We start from the raw sequence: 20,085 nt of genomic DNA on the forward strand, positions 1-20,085 counted from the left end.
AAGCAATATCCAGCTAGCGCATGATCCCGAAATCGGAAATCGACCCTCGGAAAGGATCATGCGCAAATCAATGTACTACAACGTCCTTTGCGCGTCCGATAGGACGCGCTGCGCTGTAGTGTCGGATCACTGCCATCCGGATCCAAACGAGCCGGAAGCATCATTGCCCGCACATCAGAAGCGGGTCGATATGCCGAAGTTGAATTCCTGCACGTCGTCGGTCTTTTCCTTCTTGACCGGGATCGCATAGTCGATGCGGATCGGCCCGAAAGGCGATGCCCACATCACACCGACACCGACGGAAGCGCGCCATTCCATGCCGGTTGTCGAAGAATTGACAAGGCCACTTGCGATTTTGCTGCCGTAGAGCGTTGCCGCATCGGCGAACACAGCGCCGCGCAAACCGAAGCTTTCGGGGATGACCGGCAGCGGGAACTGCGCTTCCGCCGAGGCATTGAAGTAGGTGGTGCCGCCGAGATGGTCATTGCTGTTGTCCGAAGCAACCGGGCCGATGCCGCCGTATTCGAAACCGCGGATCATACGATCGCTGCTCTGGAAATGGTCGAAGACGCGCAGATCGCCATTGCCATACCCTTGCACATGGCCGGCGCCGCCCGAAATGAGGCCCACCAGATCCAATTGTTCGGACAGCGTCTGATAGATGCTGCCGCGCGCTGTAACCTTGATGAACTTGGCGTCGCCGCCGAGGCCAGCCACTTCCGTGCCGACATTGGCATAAATGCCGTCATGCGGGTTCTTCATGTCGTCGATCGTATTGTAGATCAGACCGAGACTGACCGAAGACTTGAGCCATGGGCTCTCGTTAACGCCGTTTACGATCGCCTGGGAGACGTCGCAGGTGCCACCATTGATAACGGGAACGCAGCCCTCGTCGAACTTGTACTTCTCTTGCGAGATGTTGTACGCTAGCTGCGTCGAAATGTTGTCTGTGATTGGCAGGCCGAAGCGAACGGTCGCGCCTGTCGTGTCGCTGTCGTAATGGTCGTAGTTTCGGCTCTGCTTGTAGATGTCGAAGCCAGCCGCGATGCGGCGTCCGAGGAAATAGGGTTCGGTGAAAGAGAAGCTGTAGTCGCGCGAGTTCTTGCCACCGCCCGCCGCCACCTTGATGAATTGGCCGCGACCGAGGAAGTTGCGCTCACTGATGGAGCCTTCGACGGACGGACCTGACGTTTCACCGCCGCTCGAATAACCGGCGCCGACGGTGAACTCACCGGTCGATTTCTCGACCACGTCGACCACCAGCACAACCTGGTCCGGCTCAGAGCCCGGAACGGTGGAAATTTCGACTTTCTCAAAATAATCGAGCGCTTCCAGCCGCCTCTTCGCGCGCTGGATGAGGACCTGATTGAAAGCGTCGCCTTCGCTGACATCGAACTCGCGGCGAATGACGTAGTCGCGCGTCCGATCGTTGCCGCGAATCTCGATGCGCTCGATATAGGCCTTGGTACCCTGGTCGACCGTATAGACGACCGAGATCGTGTGGTTCTCGAAGTTGCGGTCGCCACGCGGCGTCACCTGGGCGAAGGCATAGCCGGATCCAGCCACCTTCTCGGTCAGCGCAATGATCGTGTCCTCGACGTTTTTGGCGTTGTAGACATCGCCCTTGTGGGTCTCGACCACCGATTCAAGCGACTTGCTGTCGACCTCGGGGATCGTGCTTTCGACGCTGACATCCCCGAACGTATAACGCTCGCCCTCCTGCACCGTGATGGTGACGGTGTATTTGTTGGTTGTGTCGTCGAGTTCGCCGACAGCCGAGACGACCTGGAAGTCGGCATAGCCGTGATTGTAATAGAAGCGGCGCAGCAGCTCCTGGTCGGCGCGCAGCTTGTCCTCGTCATAGACGTCGTCGCGCAGCACGAACGAAAGGAAGGACGAGCGTTTGGTGGAGATGATGTCCGACAGCCGGCGGCTCGAATAGGCACTGTTGCCGACGAAATTGATCGCTGCGATCTGGGTGCGGCCGCCTTCGTTGATGTTGAAGACCACGTTTACGCGGTTGTCGCCGAGATCCATGATTTGGGTGGTCACGGCGGCATCGTCGCGGCCGATACGCCGGTATGCGGCCTTGACCGCCTCGACATCGGCGTCGAGCTGCTGTTGCGAGAAGGTGCCGCGCGGCTTCAATTGCACCGCGGCTTCAAGCGCGTTGTCCTTGAGCTTCTTGTTGCCCTGGAACAGGACCTGGTTGACGACCTGGTATTCAGAAACCTTGATGACCAGCGTCGATCCGACCTGGTTGATCTGCACGTCCGAAAACAGCCCGGTGCCAAACAACGCCTTGACCGCATCGTCGATATCCGAACTTGAAAACGCCTTGCCGGGTTTGATCGTCACGTAATTGCGGATGGTGTCCGCGTCGACGCGCTGATTGCCGGTGACTTCGACTCTGGAGACGACAGCCGCCTCGGCGGCCGATGTGGCAACGAACTGCACTGCGAGCGCGCCTGGTACAACCAGAGCGGCGGACATAGCCACCGCGGACGCGGCGCTCAGAAACTTGGATGCTGCCTTCATCGGGCTTTTGTACCTTTTCTCGAAGTCCCCACGGCGAGAAAACCGGACGTGCGGTAATTTCCCCTACCGTATTAACCGGATTTTCCCTACACGCAAGGCTTCTGGTTAATTTGTATTTACTTAACCCTGCGGCGTGGCTTTCGCGTCACGCATATCCCCACGCATGGTAAACGGCGTCTCAACATTGCTTGTGCCGAAGCCAAATTCCTTCATGATTTCAGCACCCAAACAGATCGTTCCAGAAAACAAAGCCCATGAAGCCGAGCACCAATATGAGGCCGCTTCGGTAAGCCATTTCCATCATCCGTTCGGACACCGGCCGCCGGATGACAGCCTCCACGCCGTAGAACAGAAGATGCCCTCCGTCGAGGGGGGGAATCGGCAATAGGTTCAGAATCCCTATCCCGACTGACAGGAATGCAACAAGCTGCACGAGCCATTCAAAGCCGAGCTTTGCCGCCTGACCCGACATCTTGGCGATCTTGATGGGGCCGCCCAGCTGGCACTTGTCCTCGCGACCGACAACGAAACGTTGCAGGAACTGGCCGGTGCGCTGGATGACGTGCCCGGTTTCCTGGACCGCTGCCCCGACCGCCCCGGCCGGACTGTAGGTGATCAGCCGCGGCTGGCCGAGTTCCTTATTATTGACGACGCCGATCACGGCCACCTGGACCTTGTTGCCCAGCGCGTCTTGTTGTTCCATCAAGCGCGGCGTCGCCGTGACGGTGATTTCCTTGCCGCCGCGGAGCATGACGAAGGTGATGCTGTCGCCGGCGCGGCCAGAGACCAGACGCTGGACGTCGGCAAAGGTCTCGACCTTGCTGCCGTCGACGCTGACGAATCGGTCGCCGGGCATGATGCCGGCCGCGGCGGCCGGACTGCCGACGGTGACCTCGGCCACCATCGGCTCCAGCACGGGCCGGCCATGGACGGAAAACAGCACGGCAAAGACGGCGATCGTCAGCAGGAAGTTGAACAGCGGCCCCGCCACGACGGTCGCCGCACGCTTCCAGATCGGCTGCGTGTGGAAGGCGACCTTGCGTTCCTCGTCGCTAAGCGCCTCGATCTCCTCCGAGCTGGGCTGGCTCGACGTCGCGTTCATGTCGCCGACGAACTTGACGTAGCCGCCAAGCGGTATGGCGCAAAGCTTCCAGCGCGTGCCGCGGCTGTCGTTGAAGCCTATGATCTCAGGGCCGAAACCGATCGAAAAGGCTTTTGCGCCGATACCGCACCAGCGGCCGACGAGGTAGTGGCCCATTTCGTGGACGAAAACGACCACGGTCAGCACGAACAGGAAAGGCACCAGCGTGCCGAGGACAAAGCCCTCTGTGCTGAAAACCGCGTGAAGAATCTCGTTCAACTCATGCCCTCAAATTCATTCACGGCACAGATCACGCCGCGACTGTGACATCAATCCAGGCGAATCCATGGCGCAGCCCCGCGCCGGCCCACCGACGATGCCGCTCAAACCGGAAACAGCCCCTGTGCCGGATGATCGGCGGTCGCGGAAATCCAGCCGATGACGTATAGGGCGAAAGCCGCCGCGACAAGCCCGTCGACCCGATCCATGATGCCGCCATGGCCGGGTATCAGCGTGCCGGAATCTTTACGGCCGTGGCGTCGCTTGACCCATGATTCGAACAGGTCGCCGGCCTGAGCGACGATCGAAAGCACCAGTGCGACCACGCCAAGCACGACGAGGTTGCCCGTTCCGGCTACGGCGGCCAGAAGCAGCCCGGCCACTACGCCGCCGACCACCCCACCGAGCGCCCCGCTCCGCGTCTTGCCCGGCGAGATCGACGGCGCCAGCCTTGGGCCGCCGACGGAGCGGCCGACGAAATAGGCAAAGATATCGGTCGCCCAAACCACGGCGAATAGGAACAGAATGGCCAGCAGCCCTGAATGGTCGCCGTCACGCAAGAAGGCCAGCGACAAGCCGGACACGGCCGCATAGGCAAGGCCGGATGCTTCCCACGGTCCTGCCCTGCGCATGGAGGAAGCGACGGCAGTGATAGCCACCAGAGCCGCGACGAGCGGCAGCAGCAAAGATGCAGGCAGGCCGGCGACGAGGGCACCAATAAAGACCACGATCAGCGCCTCCGGCAGAAAGCCGAGACCTGCCGTAGCACTAGCACCTGCCGGGGCAACGGGGCGGCTCATCCGCGTCCACTCGTAAAAGATCACCGCCGCCATGGCGGCGCAAAGCAACCGGAAGGACAGTCCGCCGAGCCAGGTCAGGGCAAGCGTGACGATGCCAAGCACGACCGCCGAAATGACCCGGAGTTGGAGGTTGCTCATTCCTCAGCCTGAGGCGACATCTTGGGCGGCAAGTCCGCCGAAGCGGCGCTCGCGGCCGGCGAAATCGCGCAGTGCGTCGGACAGGTGCTCGCGACTGAAGTCGGGCCAGTAGCAAGGCAGGAAAACGAGTTCGCTATAGGCGGCCTGCCATAACAGGAAGTTGGACAGCCGAAGCTCGCCGCTGGTGCGGATGACCAGTTCCGGGTCCGGAATGCCCTCTGTATCGAGCGAGCTGGCAAAGGAATCGGCCGTGATCGCCTCGCTCTCCATCTCACCGCGCGCCACCGCCGCTGCGAGCTTGCGCGCGGTGCGCACGATCTCATCGCGCCCGCCGTAATTGAAGGCAATGACCAGTGTCAGCGCCTCGTTGCGGAGAGTGAGCGTTTCGGCTTCCTCGAGCAGGCCCCTTATGTCGGGCTGCAGCCCTGCCCTGTCACCGATGACCCTGATCCGCACCCCACTCTGGTGCAGCTCGGCGAGGTCACGTCGGATGAAAAGCTTCAGCAGGCCCATGAGGTCGCTGACTTCGGATTTCGGCCGTGACCAGTTTTCCGACGAAAAAGCGTAGACGGTCAGGAAGGAGATGCCGAGGCCGGGGGCGGCCCGCACTGTCTTGCGCAGCGCCTCGACGCCGGCGCGGTGACCGGCCAGCCGCGGCAAGCCGCGCGCCTTGGCCCAGCGTCCGTTTCCGTCCATGATGATCGCGACATGCGCGGGCGTTGCCATATTCTCGCTTCCGGGCCAGGCGTGGCCAGACCCTAGACCTGCATGATTTCCGCTTCCTTGTCGGAAAGCAGGTGGTCGATGGTGCTGATTGTCTCGTCGGTCAGTTTCTGAACCTGGTCGGCCCGTTTGCGATGGTCGTCCTCACTGATGTCGCCGTCCTTTTCCGCCTTTTTCAGAAAGTCCATGCCGTCCCGACGAACGTGGCGTGCGGCGACGCGGGCATTCTCGGCATAACCGTGCGAGATCTTGACCAGCTCCTTGCGGCGCTGTTCGTTGAGCTCGGGCAGCGGAATCCTGAGATTGGTACCGTCGACGATAGGATTGAAGCCGAGATTGGCTTCACGGATGGCGCGGTCAACTGCGCTGACCATCGACTTGTCCCAGACCGAAACCGAAATCATGCGCGGTTCCGGCACCGACACTGTTGCCACCTGGTTGATCGGCATGGTGGTGCCATAGGCCTGCACCTGGACGGCATCGAGCAGGTTGCTCGACGCACGGCCGGTGCGCAGCGAAGCCAGATCATGCTTGAACGCGGCGATCGCCCCGTCCATGCGCCGTTTGAGATCGTCGTATTCGCCACTCATCATCGTCTCCTCGACCCGTTAACCCGGGTTCACTGCTTAGGCCCTGTTCGAGCCTCATCCGCAACCGGTCCCTTTCGGGTTCATGGTTCGGTCAATCGTCTGCGACAACCGTGCAACGGCCGCCGCCCCTCAGGATATCGCCGAAACCACCCTTCTCGTGGATCGAATAGACGATTATCGGAATGTTGTTTTCGCGCGCAAGTGCAATCGCCGCCGTATCCATGATCGAAAGCCCGCGTTTGATGACTTCGTCATGGCTGATCCGCTCGAAACGTGTCGCGTGCGGGTCCTTCTTGGGATCAGCCGAATAGACACCGTCGACCTGGGTGCCCTTGAACAGAGCATCGGCCCCGATCTCGGCGGCGCGAAGGGCTGCAGCCGAATCGGTGGTGAAGAACGGATTGCCGGTGCCGCCGGCGAAGATAACGACCTTGCCCTGGTTCATGTAGGCGGTCGCCTGACGCTGCGAAAAACTTTCGCAAAGCTCGGGCATGGCGATCGCCGACAGCACAACGGCGTCGACGCCGATCTTGTTGAGCGAGGTGCGCAGCGCCAGCGAGTTGATGACAGTGGCTAGCATGCCCATATGGTCGCCGGTAACGCGGTCGCCGCCCTTCGAGGCAACCGCGACGCCACGGAAGATGTTGCCGCCGCCGATGACGACACCGACTTCGATGCCCAGTGCGCGGGCCTCGGCGATGTCGGCGGCGATGCGGTCGACCACCGATACGTCGATGCCGAAATGCTGCTCGCCCATCAACGCTTCGCCCGATGCTTTCAGCAAGACACGTCGGTAGAGGGGCTTCACCGTCATCTGGTCCTCGTCATCGTGCGTGTGACGCGTTTCGGTGCGCCCCGAAACACTGGGCGTTCCGATACACGAAGGGCGCCGCGCTGTCACGCGGCCCCCGAGCCGGAAAGTTGAGATCGTCGACCGGGATAACCGTCAGCTCACGCCGGCAAAAGTGCCTTGCATGAGCAGGTCCGGCAGATAACTTGCCGGCTTACCGCCCACCGCCTGCCCACCGGTCAGGCCGCCTTGTATTTCAGGGCCGAAGAACGAATACGGAAAGGGCGTGACCGGCCGGCTCACCTCATCGAGCCGTGCCCGAAGATCTTCGGGAATATCGAAATCAAGCGCGCCGAGATTGTCCTTGAGCTGGTTAAGCCTGGTGGCGCCGACGATGACGGACGCAATGCCTGGCCTGTTTGCCGTCCAGTTCAGGGCGACCTGGGCCATGCTGCGGCCGAGCTGGCCGGCAACCGTCTCCAGTTCAGCGACGATTTGCCAGTTGCGGTCGGTGAATTTCTGGAAACCGGGATTGGGCGAACCACGCATTGTCTCCAGCCGGCCACCATCCTTGACGATTGTATCGAAACGGTATTTTCCGCTGAGCAGGCCGCTGGCCAATGGACTCCAGACCATGATTCCGGCGCCATAGCGCGTGCCGAACGGCACGAACTCGTGCTCGATGTTGCGCTCGGCCAGCGAATATTCGAGCTGAAGCGCCGAAACCGGTTCATAGCCGCGCTGCTCGGCGACCGCCTGCGCCCGGCTTGCGTACCAGGCCGGCACGTCGGACAGACCGACATGCCGGATCTTTCCGGCGCGCACCAGATCGTCCAGCGTCCGCATCACCTCCTCCGGTGGTGTCAGCCTGTCCCAGGTATGGAGGATGTAGAGGTCGATGTAGTCGGTGCCGAGCCGCTTCAGCGAACCGTCTACAGCCCGCAGGATGTTCTTGCGGCCGTTGCCCCCGGCGTTCGGGTTGCCCGGTTCGGCGTTGTAGGTGAATTTGGTACTGATCACCGCCTTGTCGCGCAGCCCACGCTCGGCGATGAATTCGCCGAGCCAGGTTTCAGCCGTGCCACCGGTATAGAGATCTGCTGTATCGAAGAAATTGCCACCGCCTTCGACATAGGCATCAACCAAGGTGCGCGCGGTTTCCTTTTCCGCGCCCCAGCCCCATTCAGTGCCGAACGTCATGGTGCCGAGCGCCAGGCGGGTGACACGCAGCCCGCTGTTGCCGAGCGTGTAGTAGGACATGGTCATGGATTTCTCCTGAAGTTTGAAAAGCGGGAGTGAGGTCTTGCCTGGGATACGCAGTCAGGCCTTGGCCAGCGCATCGATCACCACCTGGAACCGGCGCGGATCGAAATAGTCGTGGTAGGCGCTGATCAGACCGCTCTTGAAGCGGAAAATCGCGATATTGCTGTTGGTGTATTCAGTGCCGCCGATCAGCATCGCGCGGTAATTGTACTCAACGACGATCGCGTCCGAATCCGCTGCCGGATAGATGGCTGTCAGCTGCGAATCGAAGGATTCGAAATTACCGAAGAGGCCTCGGAAGGCCGCCAGGATCGCGGCCTTGCCATCGATGCTGTTTCCAAATCCTGCCGGCGGGTTGAAGACAAGGATACGGCCATCTTCAGACCAAAGGTCGCCCCATGCCTCAATGTCCTTGCGATGCATCAGATCAAAGAATTTACGCACGGTCTCGAGATTACGGGTTTGTTCGGAATCGAGGTCGGTCATTAGACGTCCTCCTTGGCTGCTCGGCGATTGCCGTGTGATGCGGTCAAAGATGCGCCCTCCTTTCCCTGCGGATAAGATTGCATTATCCGCATGCACTATGCGATATCATGCATGAATGGACCGCGATCTGCTTAGCCACCTACCTATAATCGTTGCCGTCGCGCGGCGTGCCGGCTTCGCGTCGGCGGCCGCCGAGCTCGGCATGAGCCCGTCAGCGGTCAGCCATGCGGTGCGGCTGGTAGAGGAGCGGATCGGCCAGCCGTTGTTTGCCCGCACCACGCGCAGCGTCTCGCTGACCGAGGCTGGTACCGCGCTTGTCGCTGCGGCGGAGCCCGCGCTGGAAGACATTGCCGACCGAATCGAACGCATCCGCTCTGTCAAAGGCCGGGCAAGCGGACTGCTCAGGATCAATGCGCCGCGTTTGGCACTGCCTCTGGCGCTGATGCCCATCCTGACGGCGATGGCGGAACGCTACCCTGACGTGACCGTGGAGATCGTCACCGACGAACGTCTGAGCGATATCGTCGGCGAGGGTTTCGACGCCGGCATCCGGCTGGGCGAGATGATCGCCGAGGATATGGTGACGGTGCGGCTGACTCAGCCGTTCCGGACGACCATTGTCGCCTCTCCGGCCTATGTCGGCCGCCACGGAAAGCCGCGAACAATTGCTGATCTCTCTGCCTGCAACTGCATCGGCTATCGGCTGTTGCGATCACATGCGCTCTATCGGTGGGATCTGTCAGACCATGGCAAGGATATCAGCGTCGAGACACGCGGCAGCGTGGTCGTCAGCGATCCGCTGTCGGCAAGGGAAATGGCGCTTGCCGGCATCGGCCTCGCCTATCTGTTCGAGCCGCTTGTCAAGCCCGACATCGAGGCAGGCCGGCTGGTCGAAGTCCTTGGCGAGGCATCGATCGAGGAACCGGGACTGTTCCTCTATTTCCCGCGCCGCGCCGCGATGGCCCCGAAGCTCCGCACCTTCATCGACACCGCGCAAGAAATCGGCCGGGCATCCTCGCGGATACCCGGCCGAAAAAGCCTTTCAAACGAATAGTTGCTTCTTGACCGCTGCCGCGACTTCCGCCGCGAAATCGGTCTCTTCCTTCTCGATGCCCTCACCGAGCGCAAAGCGCAGATAGGCAGCGATTTTGGCTGGCGCGCCGATTTCGCTTTCGGCATCCTTCAGCGCCTTCTCGACGGTAATGTCGGGATTGAGCACGAAAGCCTGCTTGAGCAGCACGACCTCTTCATAGAACTTGCGCAAACGGCCTTCGACCATCTTCTCGATGATCGCTTCCGGCTTGCCGGACTGGCGCGCCTGGTCGGCGAAGATCGCCTTCTCGCGTTCCACCGCGGCCGGATCGAGCTCTTCGGTAGTCAAGGCCATCGGATTGGTGGCAGCGACATGCATGGCAACCTGACGGGCGAAGGCGTTGGCGGCATGCGCGTTGCCTGTCGTCTCGATGGCCACCAGCACGCCGAGCTTGCCAAGGCCGTCGGCGACCGCATTGTGAACGTAGGTTGCGACAGCGCCGTGCTCGACGGTGAGCTTGGCCGAGCGGCGGAAGCCCAGATTCTCGCCGATGGTGCCGACGGCGTCCTTGATGGTCTCGGTGACGGACTTGCCCGAGCCCGGATAGGGAGCGGCGGCAACGGCATCGGTCTTGCCGCCATAGGCAAGCGCGACCTTCGCGACATTGGCGACGATCTCCTGGAACGCAGCATTGCGCGCAACGAAGTCCGTCTCGGAATTGACCTCGACGATCGCTGCCTCGCGGACGCCGGAATCGACGCCGATCAGGCCTTCGGCAGCGGTACGGCCAGCCTTCTTGTCGGCCTTGGAAATGCCCTTCTTGCGCAGCCAGTCGATGGCTTCTTCCATATTGCCGTTGGTCTCGTTCAACGCCGCCTTGCAGTCCATCATGCCCGCGCCGGTCAAGTCGCGGAGTTCTTTGACCTGTGCAGCCGAAATGCTCATTGTCGCCTCTTTGTCTAAATGCACCGACGCACCATCGATTTTCGATGATGCGCCTGGTGCCGGTAGCGCTTACCGCGCCAACATATTGGAAAGATGAAGGCCGCAGCCGGCCTTCGCTACTATGCTTCCGGCGTCTGGGCTGCCGGGCTCTCGGCGGCCGGGGTCTGATCGAGCGCCGGCTCGACCGGAGCCTCGACCGATGCGCCGATATCGACACCGAGCGCGCCCTGCTGACGGGCGATGCCGTCGATAGCTGCCTTGGCGATCAGATCGCAATACAGCTGGATGGCGCGGGCCGCGTCGTCGTTGCCGGGGATCGGGAAGTCGATCTTGTCCGGGTCGCAGTTGGAATCGATGATGGCAACGACCGGGATGCCGAGACGCTTGGCCTCGAGAATGGCGATCGCTTCCTTGTTGGTGTCGATCACGAACATCAAATCGGGCGTCGAACCCATATCCTTGATGCCGCCCAGCGCCTTGTCGAGCTTCTCACGCTCGCGGTCGAGGTTGAGGCGCTCCTTCTTGGTCAGGCCCTGAGCCTCGCCGGCCAGCATTTCGTCGAGCTTGCGCAGGCGCTGGATGGAATTCGAGATCGTCTTCCAGTTGGTCAGCATGCCGCCGAGCCAGCGCGAGTTGACATAGTACTGGGCCGAGCGCTGCGCGGCATCGGCGACGATGTCGGAGGCCTGGCGCTTGGTGCCGACAAACAGCACGCGGCCGCCCTTGGCGACAGTGTCGGAAACCTGCTTCAGCGCCTGGTGCAGCAAAGGCACCGTCTGCGAGAGGTCGATGATGTGGATGTTGTTGCGGGCGCCGTAGATATAGGGCGCCATTTTCGGGTTCCAGCGGTGGGTCTGGTGGCCGAAGTGAATGCCAGCTTCCAATAGCTGGCGCATGCTGAAATCAGGCAGAGCCATTCTTATTTCCTTTCCGGTTAGCCTCCACGGACACAGGCATTTTTGGACTTTGTCCTCGAACGCCACCGGAGGTTTCAGCCGGATTTCTCCCGGGCAGACACCAAAGTCCGTGTGTGGAATGAGCGCGCATATAGAGGGGAAGCGCGACAAACGCAAGCGTTGTGGCGTCTTGTGGTTCAGCGTGCGGCGATCAGCGCACCGGTGTCATCGCCGCATCTTCGCCTTCGGCACCCGCACACGCCGGAAAACGGCGACGATCTCCTCGCGGCTGCATTCGATGGCGCCTAACCGCACTGCGCGGTCGCGCTCGAACCCGGTTATGTCATAATGCGGTGCCGATGTCTTCGGTGGCCCTTGATAGGACGAGCGCTTGATGCCGAGCTGCCCGGCAAAGCGATGCAGCTCGTCGGTGTCGTCTGCCAGCAGATGACACCAGCGGTGGCCGACCCATTTCCAGATCGCCGCATCGACATAGACCGCCATGAGGCTTGCCGCACTCCTTCATCTTGCGCCGACCAACACGCCGCTAACGATGATAGAAGGGATTGGCATAGAAAATGAAGCCGCCGCCGGCCTCGAGTTGCGTCATCGTCCTGGTGACGGTCTCCTGCATGCGGTCATGCAGTTCGGCGAGTGCCTCCTCGACGGAGCCTTGATAGGCGTGCAAGCCTAGCGGCTCCGGTACCCGGACATAGGCGCGGCGCGGGCCTGCCGGCTGCGGCACGAAACGGTTGATGGTATCGCGCAGCGTACCCTTGCAATAATCGTTGCGGATTCGCTTCAAATGTTCGGCGATCTCCTCCTGCGTGATGCGCGGATTGGCCGACGCCCACGGCCCGACACGCTGCAGGCGCTGGATTGTATCCGCCAGCATTCGGACCTGCTTCTGGCTTCCGGTGCCGTCCGTGTTTTCCCGCAGCCAGCGCCGCGAACGGCGCAAAAGCTCGGCATTGTCGAGCGTGCCGGCGTCGAGCGAAACAAGTTCAGCAAGGCGACGGCCGAGTTCGGTCAGCAGGTCCTTCTGACGTGTGTCATACGAAGCCCGCTCGTCGGACCGCAGGCCATTCGCAGCCTCATCGCGCGATAGCAGCGTCGCGTAGATATGATGGACGCGCTCCGGCAGCGTATCGGCGGCACGGCGTTCGATCTTCAGGCTGTGCTCGACATAGGCGCATTCCTTTGCCAGCGCCGCCTCGACATTCCCCGTGAAAGCGAGCTTCCAGATCACGGGCGCGATCCAAACCTTGAAATCCGGATCCGTCAGGCGGCCGCGCTTCAGCGCCTCGAACCCCATCTCGACCGCGCCCGGCAGCAGCGGGGCAATGATGTTGGCATGCCAGCCGACACCGCCTTCGGGATGCAGGAGCACGCCGTGCCCCTTCAGCGCCCAGGCCACCGAATGTTCCTTCGCGGCCGTGCTGTTGCCCGGGATTTGCGCGATCAGATTGTTGGCCAACCAGAATTTCTGCATCAGCCGGCCAAGCCCGTTGACGACGCCGTGCGTGGCCCAGGATGCCGCCAGCGGGCTTACCCGCGAGACGACCTCCTTGTCGATCATCCAGTCGGTAAAGAATTCGGGATGGTTGGGTGTTATGAACGTCGCCTTGCCCGCGCCGCAACAAGCCTTCAACCTTTGCCGGTCATCCTCCGGAAAATCGATGTGGCGGACATTGGCGACGCCGCGCAAACCGGCCAGACGGTTGAATGGCAACAGGTCACGAAGCCCCGGAATGCCGTGCAGCATGACAATCCGGTTGACGAATGTCATGGCCTTGATCAGCGTCGCGTTGGGCCGCGGCGCAACAAAAACGTCGATCCTGCTCAACTTGCTCCCCCGCGGCGCTTACCGTCGTAAAACGTTCATATGCAATTGCGGCATGCTCAAGTCGATGCGACATGCCCCGCAAGATCAAGCACTGCTAATGCTGGATAGCGGCCGGCGGCTTGTCGTTGGTTCGAGCCTATTTCGACGGGCAGGTCTTTGGCTGATCGAACAGCGACAGATTGACCAATTTGCCGGTCATCGAGAACTCGCCATAGTCCATGACGAGATCGCGCGTGATGCCGTTCTTGTGCAGCTTGAAGCTGATCCGGTATTCCGGCACCTCCTCGCCGCCTTTGTCGGCATCATCGAAATAGGCGATGTCGACCGGCCAGTATTTGTCGGTGGCGAGCTTGGCCAGCGCCGGCGCTTCCGGATCGGCGTTGTCGGCATCGGCTTGCTTGCCGACGACGACGGTGGTGGTCACCACCTTGTTGGCATCCTCAGAGCCGTCGAACAGGTTGGTTTCGTAGAAACGCTCGCCCCTTTCCGCCTTGCCGATCATTTCGACCATTTGCTGGGTCGGGAACTGGGTCGGCGCGAGTTCCAGGCTGCTCTTCTCGGGCTTGTCGATATCGACCTTGAGACCATTAGCCTCCTTCGTTGCGGTACCCTTGACCTCCTTGTCGAGGTTCTGGTCGACAAAGGATTTGTTCACGAAGGAGAAGGTCTTGCCCTCGGCATCCTCGAAGGTGGTCATCTGCTGGTCGGTCAGCCTGGTGTTGTCGCTGGTTACGATCTGGGTCACCAGACGGAACTTTACCGTATAGCCCTCGCAAGGCGAGCCGTTGAACTCGTAGACCATGCGGCCGGTAATGCCGGTAATGCCGGAACGGTCTGAGGCCTTGTCGAGTGAAATGTCGTAAACAGCACGATGCGCCTGCAGCGCAGGCACCGCAAAAGCGGGAGCCGCCCAGGAAGCCGCTGTCAAGAGAACGGCGTTGAATGCGAGGCGCGTTGCGCGCATGGGGTGCTCCGATCATCGCGGCTAATGGCAGGCCGCATGGAAAGATGGTCCAGCTTAAAAAAAGTCGTGGCGGAAGCGAGGCAAAAATAGCAATTTCGGCCCGGCCTGCGCGGCACCTTCAAGCAATAGGGAAATAGCATGAGCGAAACAATCGAAAAGCGGCTAAGCGATCTCGGCGTGACGCTGCCGGCCGCCGCCGCGCCTGCCGCCAATTACGTGCCCTATTGCAAGACCGGCAATCTGCTGTTCACCGCCGGGCAGTTGCCGCTCAAGGAGGGCAAGCTCCAGGCGAGCGGACTGCTTGGCCGCGATGTCGACACCGCGACTGGCAAGGAAGCCGCAAAATACTGTGCGATCAACATATTGGCGCAGGCCCAGGCGGCACTTGGCGATCTCGAGAAAATCCGTCGCTTGGTGAAGATCACCGTCTTCGTCGCCTCGGCACCGGATTTTGTCGAACAGCATCTGGTTGCCAACGGCGCCTCGGATTTTCTCGCCGCCGTGCTCGGCGATCGCGGCAAGCACGCACGCTCCGCCGTCGGCACCGCCTCCCTGCCGCTTAATGCCGCAGTGGAAATCGAAGCGATCTTCGAAGTCGAATGACCGGGACTGCGACCATGACCGATCTTTCCTGGCTGACCGCCCGGCCCGTCGCCCATCGCGGCCTCCACGACATGAACAAGACGCGCTGGGAGAACACGCTTTCCGCCTTTGCCGCGGCGGCCGAGCGCGGCTATGCGATCGAGTGCGACGTGCACCTGTCATCCGACGGCGTCCCCGTCATTATCCACGATGGCGATCTGCGGCGGCTGACCGGCAAGGACGGCTTCGTCTGGCAGCGTACCGCTGCCGAGATCACGGCGCTGACGGTCGGCGGCACCGCTGACCATTTGCCGACGCTGCAGCAGGCACTTGATCTGGTCGACGGCCGTGTGCCGATGGTTATCGAGCTGAAAGGCGCTGCCGGGCACGACGAAGGCCTGGTCGAAAGCGTCGGCAAGATACTCAAACATTACAAGGGCAGGACCGCGATCATGTCGTTCGACCATTGGCTGATCCGCGAGTTCGCGAAACATGCACCCGGCATACCCGGCGGGTTGACCGCCTACGGCAACGACAACCACCTGATCGAGGCGCATTTCGCCATGCTGGCGCATGACATCGCCTTTACCTCCTACGCCGCCGGCGACCTGCCGAACCGGTTCGTCTCCTTCGTGCGAGAAAGACTCGGCATGCCGGTGATCACCTGGACCGTGCACGACCAGCCTGCCGTCGATCTGACCTTCAAATATGCCGACCAGATGACGTTCGAAGGATTCGAGCCCGATCTGGTACGGCTTGCCTGAGCGGGCTTGTATGGGTCCGCAGCGAGCTTAAGTAAGCCTCATGGATCAAGGGGACGACTGCGAAAGGCAAACGGCGAATGCGGAGCTGTCGATCCGCATCGCCGCGGGTATCGGCGCCTTTACCAGCGCTGAATGGGACAGCCTCGGCGGCACCACACGCGGCGATGCAGAAAACGGCTACAATCCGCTTGTTTCATTCGCTTTTTTGAGCGCTCTGGAAGATTCGGGCTGCGCTGTTCGGCGCACCGGCTGGCAAGGCCATCACGTCAGGCTGGAAACCGCCCGAGGCAAGCTGCTCGGGGCGGTCCCCTGCTATCTGAAGTCGCACAGCCAGGGCGAATATGTATTCGACCATGGCTGGTCGGACGCATTCGAACGCGCTGGCGGACGCTACTACCCGAAGATGCAATGCGCGGTGCCGTTCACACCCGTCACCGGCCCTCGCCTGCTCGTCGGCAAGGGCGAGGACAGCCCCACCGTCAAGGCTGGTCTTGCGGCCGGCCTGAAGGCGGTGACGGATAAGCTGGGCGTGTCTTCCGCGCATGTTACTTTCGCGCCGGAGGACGACGTCCAGATATTGGCGGCGGCCGGCTACCTGCATCGCACCGACCAGCAATTTCATTTCTTCAACGAAGGCTTTTCGAGCTACGACGATTTTCTCGCGACGTTAGCCTCGCGCAAGCGCAAGGCAATGAAGAAAGAGCGGCGCGAGGCGCTCGCCGACGGCATCTCGATCGACTGGCTGACCGGCAAGGATCTGACCGAAAAGACCTGGGACGACTTTTTCGCGTTCTACATGGATACCGGCAGCAGGAAATGGGGCCGGCCCTACCTCAACCGCGATTTCTTCTCGCTGATCGGCGAGCGCATGGCCGACGACATCCTGCTGGTCATGGCCAAACGCAACGGGCGCTACATTGCAGGTGCCATCAACTTCATCGGCTCAGACGCGCTCTACGGCCGCAACTGGGGCTGCATCGAGGACCACCCATTCCTGCATTTCGAGGTCTGCTACCATCAGGCAATCGATTTCGCCATCTCGCGCAAGCTGAAGGTGGTTGAAGCCGGTGCGCAGGGCGAGCACAAGCTGGCGCGCGGCTACCGGCCCGTGACAATGCATTCGGCGCACTACATCGCCCATCCAGGTCTGCGCAATGCAGTTGCCGACTACCTCCAGCGCGAGCGGCGCGAAGTCGAGCGGATGAGCGAATATCTGGAAGAGCACACGCCGTTCCGCAAGGACATGGCGGAGTAGAGTAGCGAGCCCCAATCGCTCAGCCGAGCGGGCCGGCACGGCCGATGTCGATCGATCGTCTTGCCCGCCCGGAACAGCTTCGCTACACGAGACAGCGAGCCAAGAACCGGAGCGCGCCATGGCCGAAGCAACCTACGACAGCAGCAACATCTTCGCAAAAATCCTGCGCGGAGAAATCCCTTCGCACCGCGTCTACGAGGATGACGCGGTCATGGTCTTCATGGATGTGATGCCGCAAGGACATGGTCACACGCTGGTGGTGCCGAAAGCCCCGTCACGCAATCTGCTCGACGCGGATCCGGCGGTGCTTGGCCCGCTCTTCGCTCACGTCCAGAAAGTTGCGCGGGCCGTAAAGAAGGCCTTCGATGCCGATGGCGTCACGGTTATGCAGTTCAATGAACCAGCCTCGGGGCAGACCGTTTTCCACCTCCATGTCCATGTCATTCCGCGCTTCGAGGGCATTCCCTTGAAGCCGCACAGCGGACAGATGGAAAAGCCTGAAGTCCTGGCCGAGAACGCCGGCAAGATACGGATGGCGCTGGCAAGCTGAACCGGCGCAAACCGCTCCGGCGGGCGCCGGGTGCATAACCGGAAGGTGTCATAAAAAAAGCCCCGTTTCCGGGGCTTTTTTACTGGCTGGTTCGTCAGCTCTTGCGCGGCAGTTGCGGCACGAGGCTGCGCTTGCCACCATCCTTGCCTTTCGGCTCCGGCTTCTGCGCCACCGCCTTTTTCGCGGCGGGCTTCTTCGCCACCGCCTTCTTGGCTTTCGGCGCGTCGTCCGGCTCTTCTTTCTTCGGCTTCACCGGTGCCTCGTCGGCCAGCGATTCGAGCTTCAGGCCGGTCTCGCCGGTTTCCTTCTTCTCGACGGTGACACGCACCGTGCCGCCCTTCTTGAGCTTGCCGAACAGCACCTCATCGGCCAGCGGCTTCTTGATGTGCTCCTGGATGACACGGCCAAGCGGCCGGGCGCCCATGCGCTCGTCATAGCCTTTGTCGGCCAGCCATGCGATTGCCTCCTGCGACAAATCGAAGGTCACGCCACGCTCGGAAAGCTGCGCTTCCAGCTGCATGACGAACTTCTGCACCACCTGATGGATGACCGGCACCGGCAGCGAGCCGAACGGAATAATCGCATCGAGACGGTTGCGGAACTCCGGCGTGAACAGCCGGTTGATCGCTTCGACATCGTCGCCTTCGCGCTTGGTCGAACCGAAACCGATGGCCGCGCGCTGCGCATCGGACGCGCCCGCATTGGTGGTCATGATCAGGATGACATTGCGGAAGTCGATCTGCTTGCCGTTATGGTCGGTCAGCTTGCCGTGGTCCATGACCTGCAACAGGATGTTGAACAGGTCCGGATGCGCCTTCTCGACTTCGTCCAGCAACAGCACGCAATGCGGATGCTGGTCGACGCCGTCGGTCAGAAGCCCGCCCTGGTCGAAGCCGACATAGCCGGGAGGCGCGCCGATCAGCCGCGAAACGGTGTGGCGTTCCATATATTCCGACATGTCGAAGCGGATCAGTTCCACGCCGAGCGAGGCGGCGAGCTGCTTGGCCACTTCCGTCTTGCCGACACCGGTCGGGCCCGAGAACAGGTACGAGCCGATCGGCTTTTCCGGTTCGCGCAGGCCGGCCCGCGCCAGCTTGATGGCCGAGGTCAGCGCTGTGATCGCGGTGTCCTGGCCGTAAACGACGCGCTTCAACTCGATGTCGAGGCCTTGCAGCACCTTCTCGTCGTCGGCGGAAACCGTCTTCGGGGGGATGCGTGCCATGGTGGCGATCGTCGCTTCGATCTCCTTGATGCCGATGGTCTTCTTGCGCTTGGCTTCCGGTACCAGCATCTGCGAGGCGCCGGTCTCGTCGATCACGTCGATCGCCTTGTCCGGCAGCTTGCGGTCGTTGATGTAACGCGCCGAGAGTTCGACCGAAGCCTTGATCGCCTCGCTCGTGTAGCGGACCTTGTGGAACTCCTCGAAATAGGGCTTGAGGCCCTTCATGATCTCGATTGCGTCCTCGACCGTCGGCTCGTTGACGTCGATCTTCTGGAAGCGCCGCACCAGCGCGCGGTCCTTCTCGAAGAACTGACGGAACTCCTTGTAGGTGGTTGAGCCGATGCAGCGGATGGCGCCGGACGACAGCGCAGGCTTCAACAGGTTGGACGCATCCATGGCGCCGCCGGAGGTGGCCCCTGCCCCGATCACGGTGTGGATTTCGTCGATGAACAGCACGGCGCCGGGATAGTCCTCGAGCTCCTTGACGACCTGCTTCAGCCGCTCCTCGAAATCGCCGCGATAGCGGGTGCCGGCCAGCAGTGTGCCCATGTCGAGCGCGAAGATGGTGGCATTGTGCAGTACTTCGGGAACGTCGCCCTCGACGATGCGCTTGGCGAGGCCTTCGGCGATCGCCGTCTTGCCGACGCCGGGATCACCGACATAGAGCGGGTTGTTCTTCGAGCGGCGGCACAGCACCTGGATGGTCCGGTTGATCTCGCTCTCGCGACCGATCAATGGATCGATCTTGCCGGCCTTGGCCTTGTTGTTCAGGTTGACGCAATAGGCAGTCAGCGCGTCCTGCTGCTGCTTCTTCTTGCCGCCTTCCTCTTGCGGCTCGGCCCCGCTCTGGCTGCCTTGCTCGTCGTCGGCGCCGCGCGGGGTCCGCGTCTCGGAAGCGCCGGGGCGCTTGGCGATGCCATGCGAGATGTAGTTGACCGCGTCGTAGCGGGTCATCTGCTGTTCCTGCAGGAAGTAAGCGGCGTGGCTCTCACGCTCAGCGAAGATGGCGACAAGCACGTTGGCGCCGGACACTTCCTCGCGGCCTGACGACTGCACATGGATCACCGCGCGCTGGATGACGCGCTGGAAACCGGCAGTCGGCTTGGAATCTTCATCGTAGCCGGTGACCAGATTGTCGAGCTCGGTGTCGATATAGGTGAGGACCGTATGCTTCAATTCGTCGAGATCGACGTTGCAGGCACGCATGACGGCGGCCGCCTCGGTGTCGTCGATCAGGGCGAGCAGCAAATGTTCAAGGGTTGCATATTCATGGTGTCGCTCATTGGCGAGCGTCAGCGCTTGGTGAAGCGCCTTTTCCAGGCCTTGGGAGAAAGCCGGCATGT

The 20,085-nt window shown here is 61.6% G+C and carries 19 protein-coding genes; 5 read left to right on the forward strand and 14 right to left on the reverse strand.

What is annotated here, in order from left to right; all coding sequences use genetic code 11:
* Positions 1–174 precede the first annotated feature (174 nt).
* From bamA to NKI19_RS11995, 8 genes are all read right to left on the reverse strand, one after another.
* Positions 175–2,538: an outer membrane protein assembly factor BamA gene (gene bamA, locus NKI19_RS11960; RefSeq protein WP_352492014.1), complete on the reverse strand. Its 2,364-nt coding sequence runs from the start codon at positions 2,536–2,538 to the stop codon at positions 175–177.
* Positions 2,539–2,755: 217 nt separating this feature from the next.
* On the reverse strand, positions 2,756–3,898 hold the full coding sequence (rseP, locus tag NKI19_RS11965) for an RIP metalloprotease RseP (RefSeq protein WP_352492015.1): 1,143 nt from the start codon (positions 3,896–3,898) through the stop codon (positions 2,756–2,758).
* 104 nt (positions 3,899–4,002) lie between these two features.
* Positions 4,003–4,836 (reverse strand): phosphatidate cytidylyltransferase, encoded by an 834-nt coding sequence (locus tag NKI19_RS11970; protein WP_352492016.1) that lies wholly within the window; start codon positions 4,834–4,836, stop codon positions 4,003–4,005.
* 3 nt (positions 4,837–4,839) lie between these two features.
* Positions 4,840–5,562, reverse strand: coding sequence for an isoprenyl transferase (locus NKI19_RS11975; RefSeq protein WP_352492017.1), 723 nt, complete (start codon positions 5,560–5,562; stop codon positions 4,840–4,842).
* Positions 5,563–5,594: 32 nt separating this feature from the next.
* Complete coding sequence (gene frr / locus NKI19_RS11980; RefSeq protein ID WP_084640965.1) at positions 5,595–6,149, reverse strand: ribosome recycling factor; 555 nt, start codon at positions 6,147–6,149, stop codon at positions 5,595–5,597.
* 91 nt (positions 6,150–6,240) lie between these two features.
* Entirely contained in the window at positions 6,241–6,963 is a 723-nt protein-coding gene (gene pyrH, locus NKI19_RS11985) for a UMP kinase (protein WP_023674934.1), read from the reverse strand.
* Positions 6,964–7,095: 132 nt separating this feature from the next.
* Positions 7,096–8,202, reverse strand: coding sequence for an aldo/keto reductase (locus tag NKI19_RS11990; protein WP_352491528.1), 1,107 nt, complete (start codon positions 8,200–8,202; stop codon positions 7,096–7,098).
* A 54-nt stretch (positions 8,203–8,256) separates the two neighbouring features.
* The gene (locus tag NKI19_RS11995) at positions 8,257–8,781 is read right to left on the reverse strand and encodes a nuclear transport factor 2 family protein (protein WP_352491529.1); all 525 of its coding nucleotides are present in this window, start codon (positions 8,779–8,781) and stop codon (positions 8,257–8,259) included.
* Between the two features lie 19 nt (positions 8,782–8,800).
* Between NKI19_RS11995 and NKI19_RS12000 the strand changes: the two genes are divergently transcribed.
* Positions 8,801–9,739 carry a LysR family transcriptional regulator gene (locus NKI19_RS12000; RefSeq protein WP_352491530.1) on the forward strand — a complete coding sequence of 313 codons (939 nt, stop codon included), beginning with the start codon at positions 8,801–8,803 and terminating at the stop codon, positions 9,737–9,739.
* Here the strand turns inward: NKI19_RS12000 and tsf are convergent.
* The 5 genes from tsf to NKI19_RS12025 form a co-directional block, all read right to left on the reverse strand.
* A complete protein-coding gene (gene tsf / locus NKI19_RS12005) occupies positions 9,728–10,663 on the reverse strand; it encodes a translation elongation factor Ts (RefSeq protein ID WP_352565357.1) in 936 nt (311 codons plus the stop codon). The genes NKI19_RS12000 and tsf overlap by 12 nt on opposite strands.
* Positions 10,664–10,782: 119 nt before the next feature.
* On the reverse strand, positions 10,783–11,580 hold the full coding sequence (rpsB, locus tag NKI19_RS12010) for a 30S ribosomal protein S2 (RefSeq protein ID WP_031211288.1): 798 nt from the start codon (positions 11,578–11,580) through the stop codon (positions 10,783–10,785).
* 204 nt (positions 11,581–11,784) lie between these two features.
* Positions 11,785–12,063, reverse strand: a complete 279-nt coding sequence (locus NKI19_RS12015) for a DUF4031 domain-containing protein (RefSeq protein ID WP_352491532.1) — start codon at positions 12,061–12,063, stop codon at positions 11,785–11,787.
* 43 nt (positions 12,064–12,106) lie between these two features.
* Positions 12,107–13,405, reverse strand: a complete 1,299-nt coding sequence (locus NKI19_RS12020) for a lysophospholipid acyltransferase family protein (protein WP_352491533.1) — start codon at positions 13,403–13,405, stop codon at positions 12,107–12,109.
* Positions 13,406–13,541: 136 nt separating this feature from the next.
* Positions 13,542–14,369 carry a cell envelope integrity EipB family protein gene (locus tag NKI19_RS12025; protein ID WP_352491534.1) on the reverse strand — a complete coding sequence of 276 codons (828 nt, stop codon included), beginning with the start codon at positions 14,367–14,369 and terminating at the stop codon, positions 13,542–13,544.
* A gap of 138 nt (positions 14,370–14,507) precedes the next feature.
* Here NKI19_RS12025 and NKI19_RS12030 point away from each other — a divergent pair, with 138 nt between their 5' ends.
* From NKI19_RS12030 to NKI19_RS12045, 4 genes are all read left to right on the forward strand, one after another.
* Positions 14,508–14,972: a RidA family protein gene (locus tag NKI19_RS12030; RefSeq protein ID WP_352491535.1), complete on the forward strand. Its 465-nt coding sequence runs from the start codon at positions 14,508–14,510 to the stop codon at positions 14,970–14,972.
* A gap of 14 nt (positions 14,973–14,986) precedes the next feature.
* Positions 14,987–15,715, forward strand: coding sequence for a glycerophosphodiester phosphodiesterase (locus tag NKI19_RS12035; RefSeq protein WP_352491536.1), 729 nt, complete (start codon positions 14,987–14,989; stop codon positions 15,713–15,715).
* A gap of 40 nt (positions 15,716–15,755) precedes the next feature.
* Positions 15,756–16,970 carry a GNAT family N-acetyltransferase gene (locus NKI19_RS12040; protein WP_352491537.1) on the forward strand — a complete coding sequence of 405 codons (1,215 nt, stop codon included), beginning with the start codon at positions 15,756–15,758 and terminating at the stop codon, positions 16,968–16,970.
* A 118-nt stretch (positions 16,971–17,088) separates the two neighbouring features.
* Complete coding sequence (locus NKI19_RS12045; protein WP_352491538.1) at positions 17,089–17,520, forward strand: HIT family protein; 432 nt, start codon at positions 17,089–17,091, stop codon at positions 17,518–17,520.
* A gap of 94 nt (positions 17,521–17,614) precedes the next feature.
* Here NKI19_RS12045 and clpA read toward each other — a convergent pair whose 3' ends face one another.
* Positions 17,615–20,083 (reverse strand): ATP-dependent Clp protease ATP-binding subunit ClpA, encoded by a 2,469-nt coding sequence (gene clpA / locus NKI19_RS12050; protein ID WP_352491539.1) that lies wholly within the window; start codon positions 20,081–20,083, stop codon positions 17,615–17,617.
* Positions 20,084–20,085 lie beyond the last annotated feature (2 nt).

Origin of the sequence: Mesorhizobium sp. M0751 (genome assembly GCF_040320265.1) — a bacterium.
Lineage (GTDB): Bacteria > Pseudomonadota > Alphaproteobacteria > Rhizobiales > Rhizobiaceae > Mesorhizobium.

Excerpts from the sequence above, each read along its gene's own strand:
- bamA (WP_352492014.1), bottom strand. The coding sequence starts at position 2,538 with ATGAAGGCAGCATCCAAGTTTCTGAGCGCCGCGTCCGCGGTGGCTATG.
- NKI19_RS11970 (WP_352492016.1), bottom strand. The coding sequence starts at position 4,836 with ATGAGCAACCTCCAACTCCGGGTCATTTCGGCGGTCGTGCTTGGCATC.
- NKI19_RS11975 (WP_352492017.1), bottom strand. The coding sequence starts at position 5,562 with ATGGCAACGCCCGCGCATGTCGCGATCATCATGGACGGAAACGGACGC.
- frr (WP_084640965.1), bottom strand. The coding sequence starts at position 6,149 with ATGAGTGGCGAATACGACGATCTCAAACGGCGCATGGACGGGGCGATC.
- pyrH (WP_023674934.1), bottom strand. The coding sequence starts at position 6,963 with ATGACGGTGAAGCCCCTCTACCGACGTGTCTTGCTGAAAGCATCGGGC.
- NKI19_RS11990 (WP_352491528.1), bottom strand. The coding sequence starts at position 8,202 with ATGACCATGTCCTACTACACGCTCGGCAACAGCGGGCTGCGTGTCACC.
- NKI19_RS12000 (WP_352491530.1), top strand. The coding sequence starts at position 8,801 with ATGGACCGCGATCTGCTTAGCCACCTACCTATAATCGTTGCCGTCGCG.
- tsf (WP_352565357.1), bottom strand. The coding sequence starts at position 10,663 with ATGAGCATTTCGGCTGCACAGGTCAAAGAACTCCGCGACTTGACCGGC.
- rpsB (WP_031211288.1), bottom strand. The coding sequence starts at position 11,580 with ATGGCTCTGCCTGATTTCAGCATGCGCCAGCTATTGGAAGCTGGCATT.
- NKI19_RS12015 (WP_352491532.1), bottom strand. The coding sequence starts at position 12,063 with ATGGCGGTCTATGTCGATGCGGCGATCTGGAAATGGGTCGGCCACCGC.
- NKI19_RS12025 (WP_352491534.1), bottom strand. The coding sequence starts at position 14,369 with ATGCGCGCAACGCGCCTCGCATTCAACGCCGTTCTCTTGACAGCGGCT.
- NKI19_RS12030 (WP_352491535.1), top strand. The coding sequence starts at position 14,508 with ATGAGCGAAACAATCGAAAAGCGGCTAAGCGATCTCGGCGTGACGCTG.
- NKI19_RS12035 (WP_352491536.1), top strand. The coding sequence starts at position 14,987 with ATGACCGATCTTTCCTGGCTGACCGCCCGGCCCGTCGCCCATCGCGGC.
- NKI19_RS12040 (WP_352491537.1), top strand. The coding sequence starts at position 15,756 with ATGGATCAAGGGGACGACTGCGAAAGGCAAACGGCGAATGCGGAGCTG.
- NKI19_RS12045 (WP_352491538.1), top strand. The coding sequence starts at position 17,089 with ATGGCCGAAGCAACCTACGACAGCAGCAACATCTTCGCAAAAATCCTG.
- clpA (WP_352491539.1), bottom strand. The coding sequence starts at position 20,083 with ATGCCGGCTTTCTCCCAAGGCCTGGAAAAGGCGCTTCACCAAGCGCTG.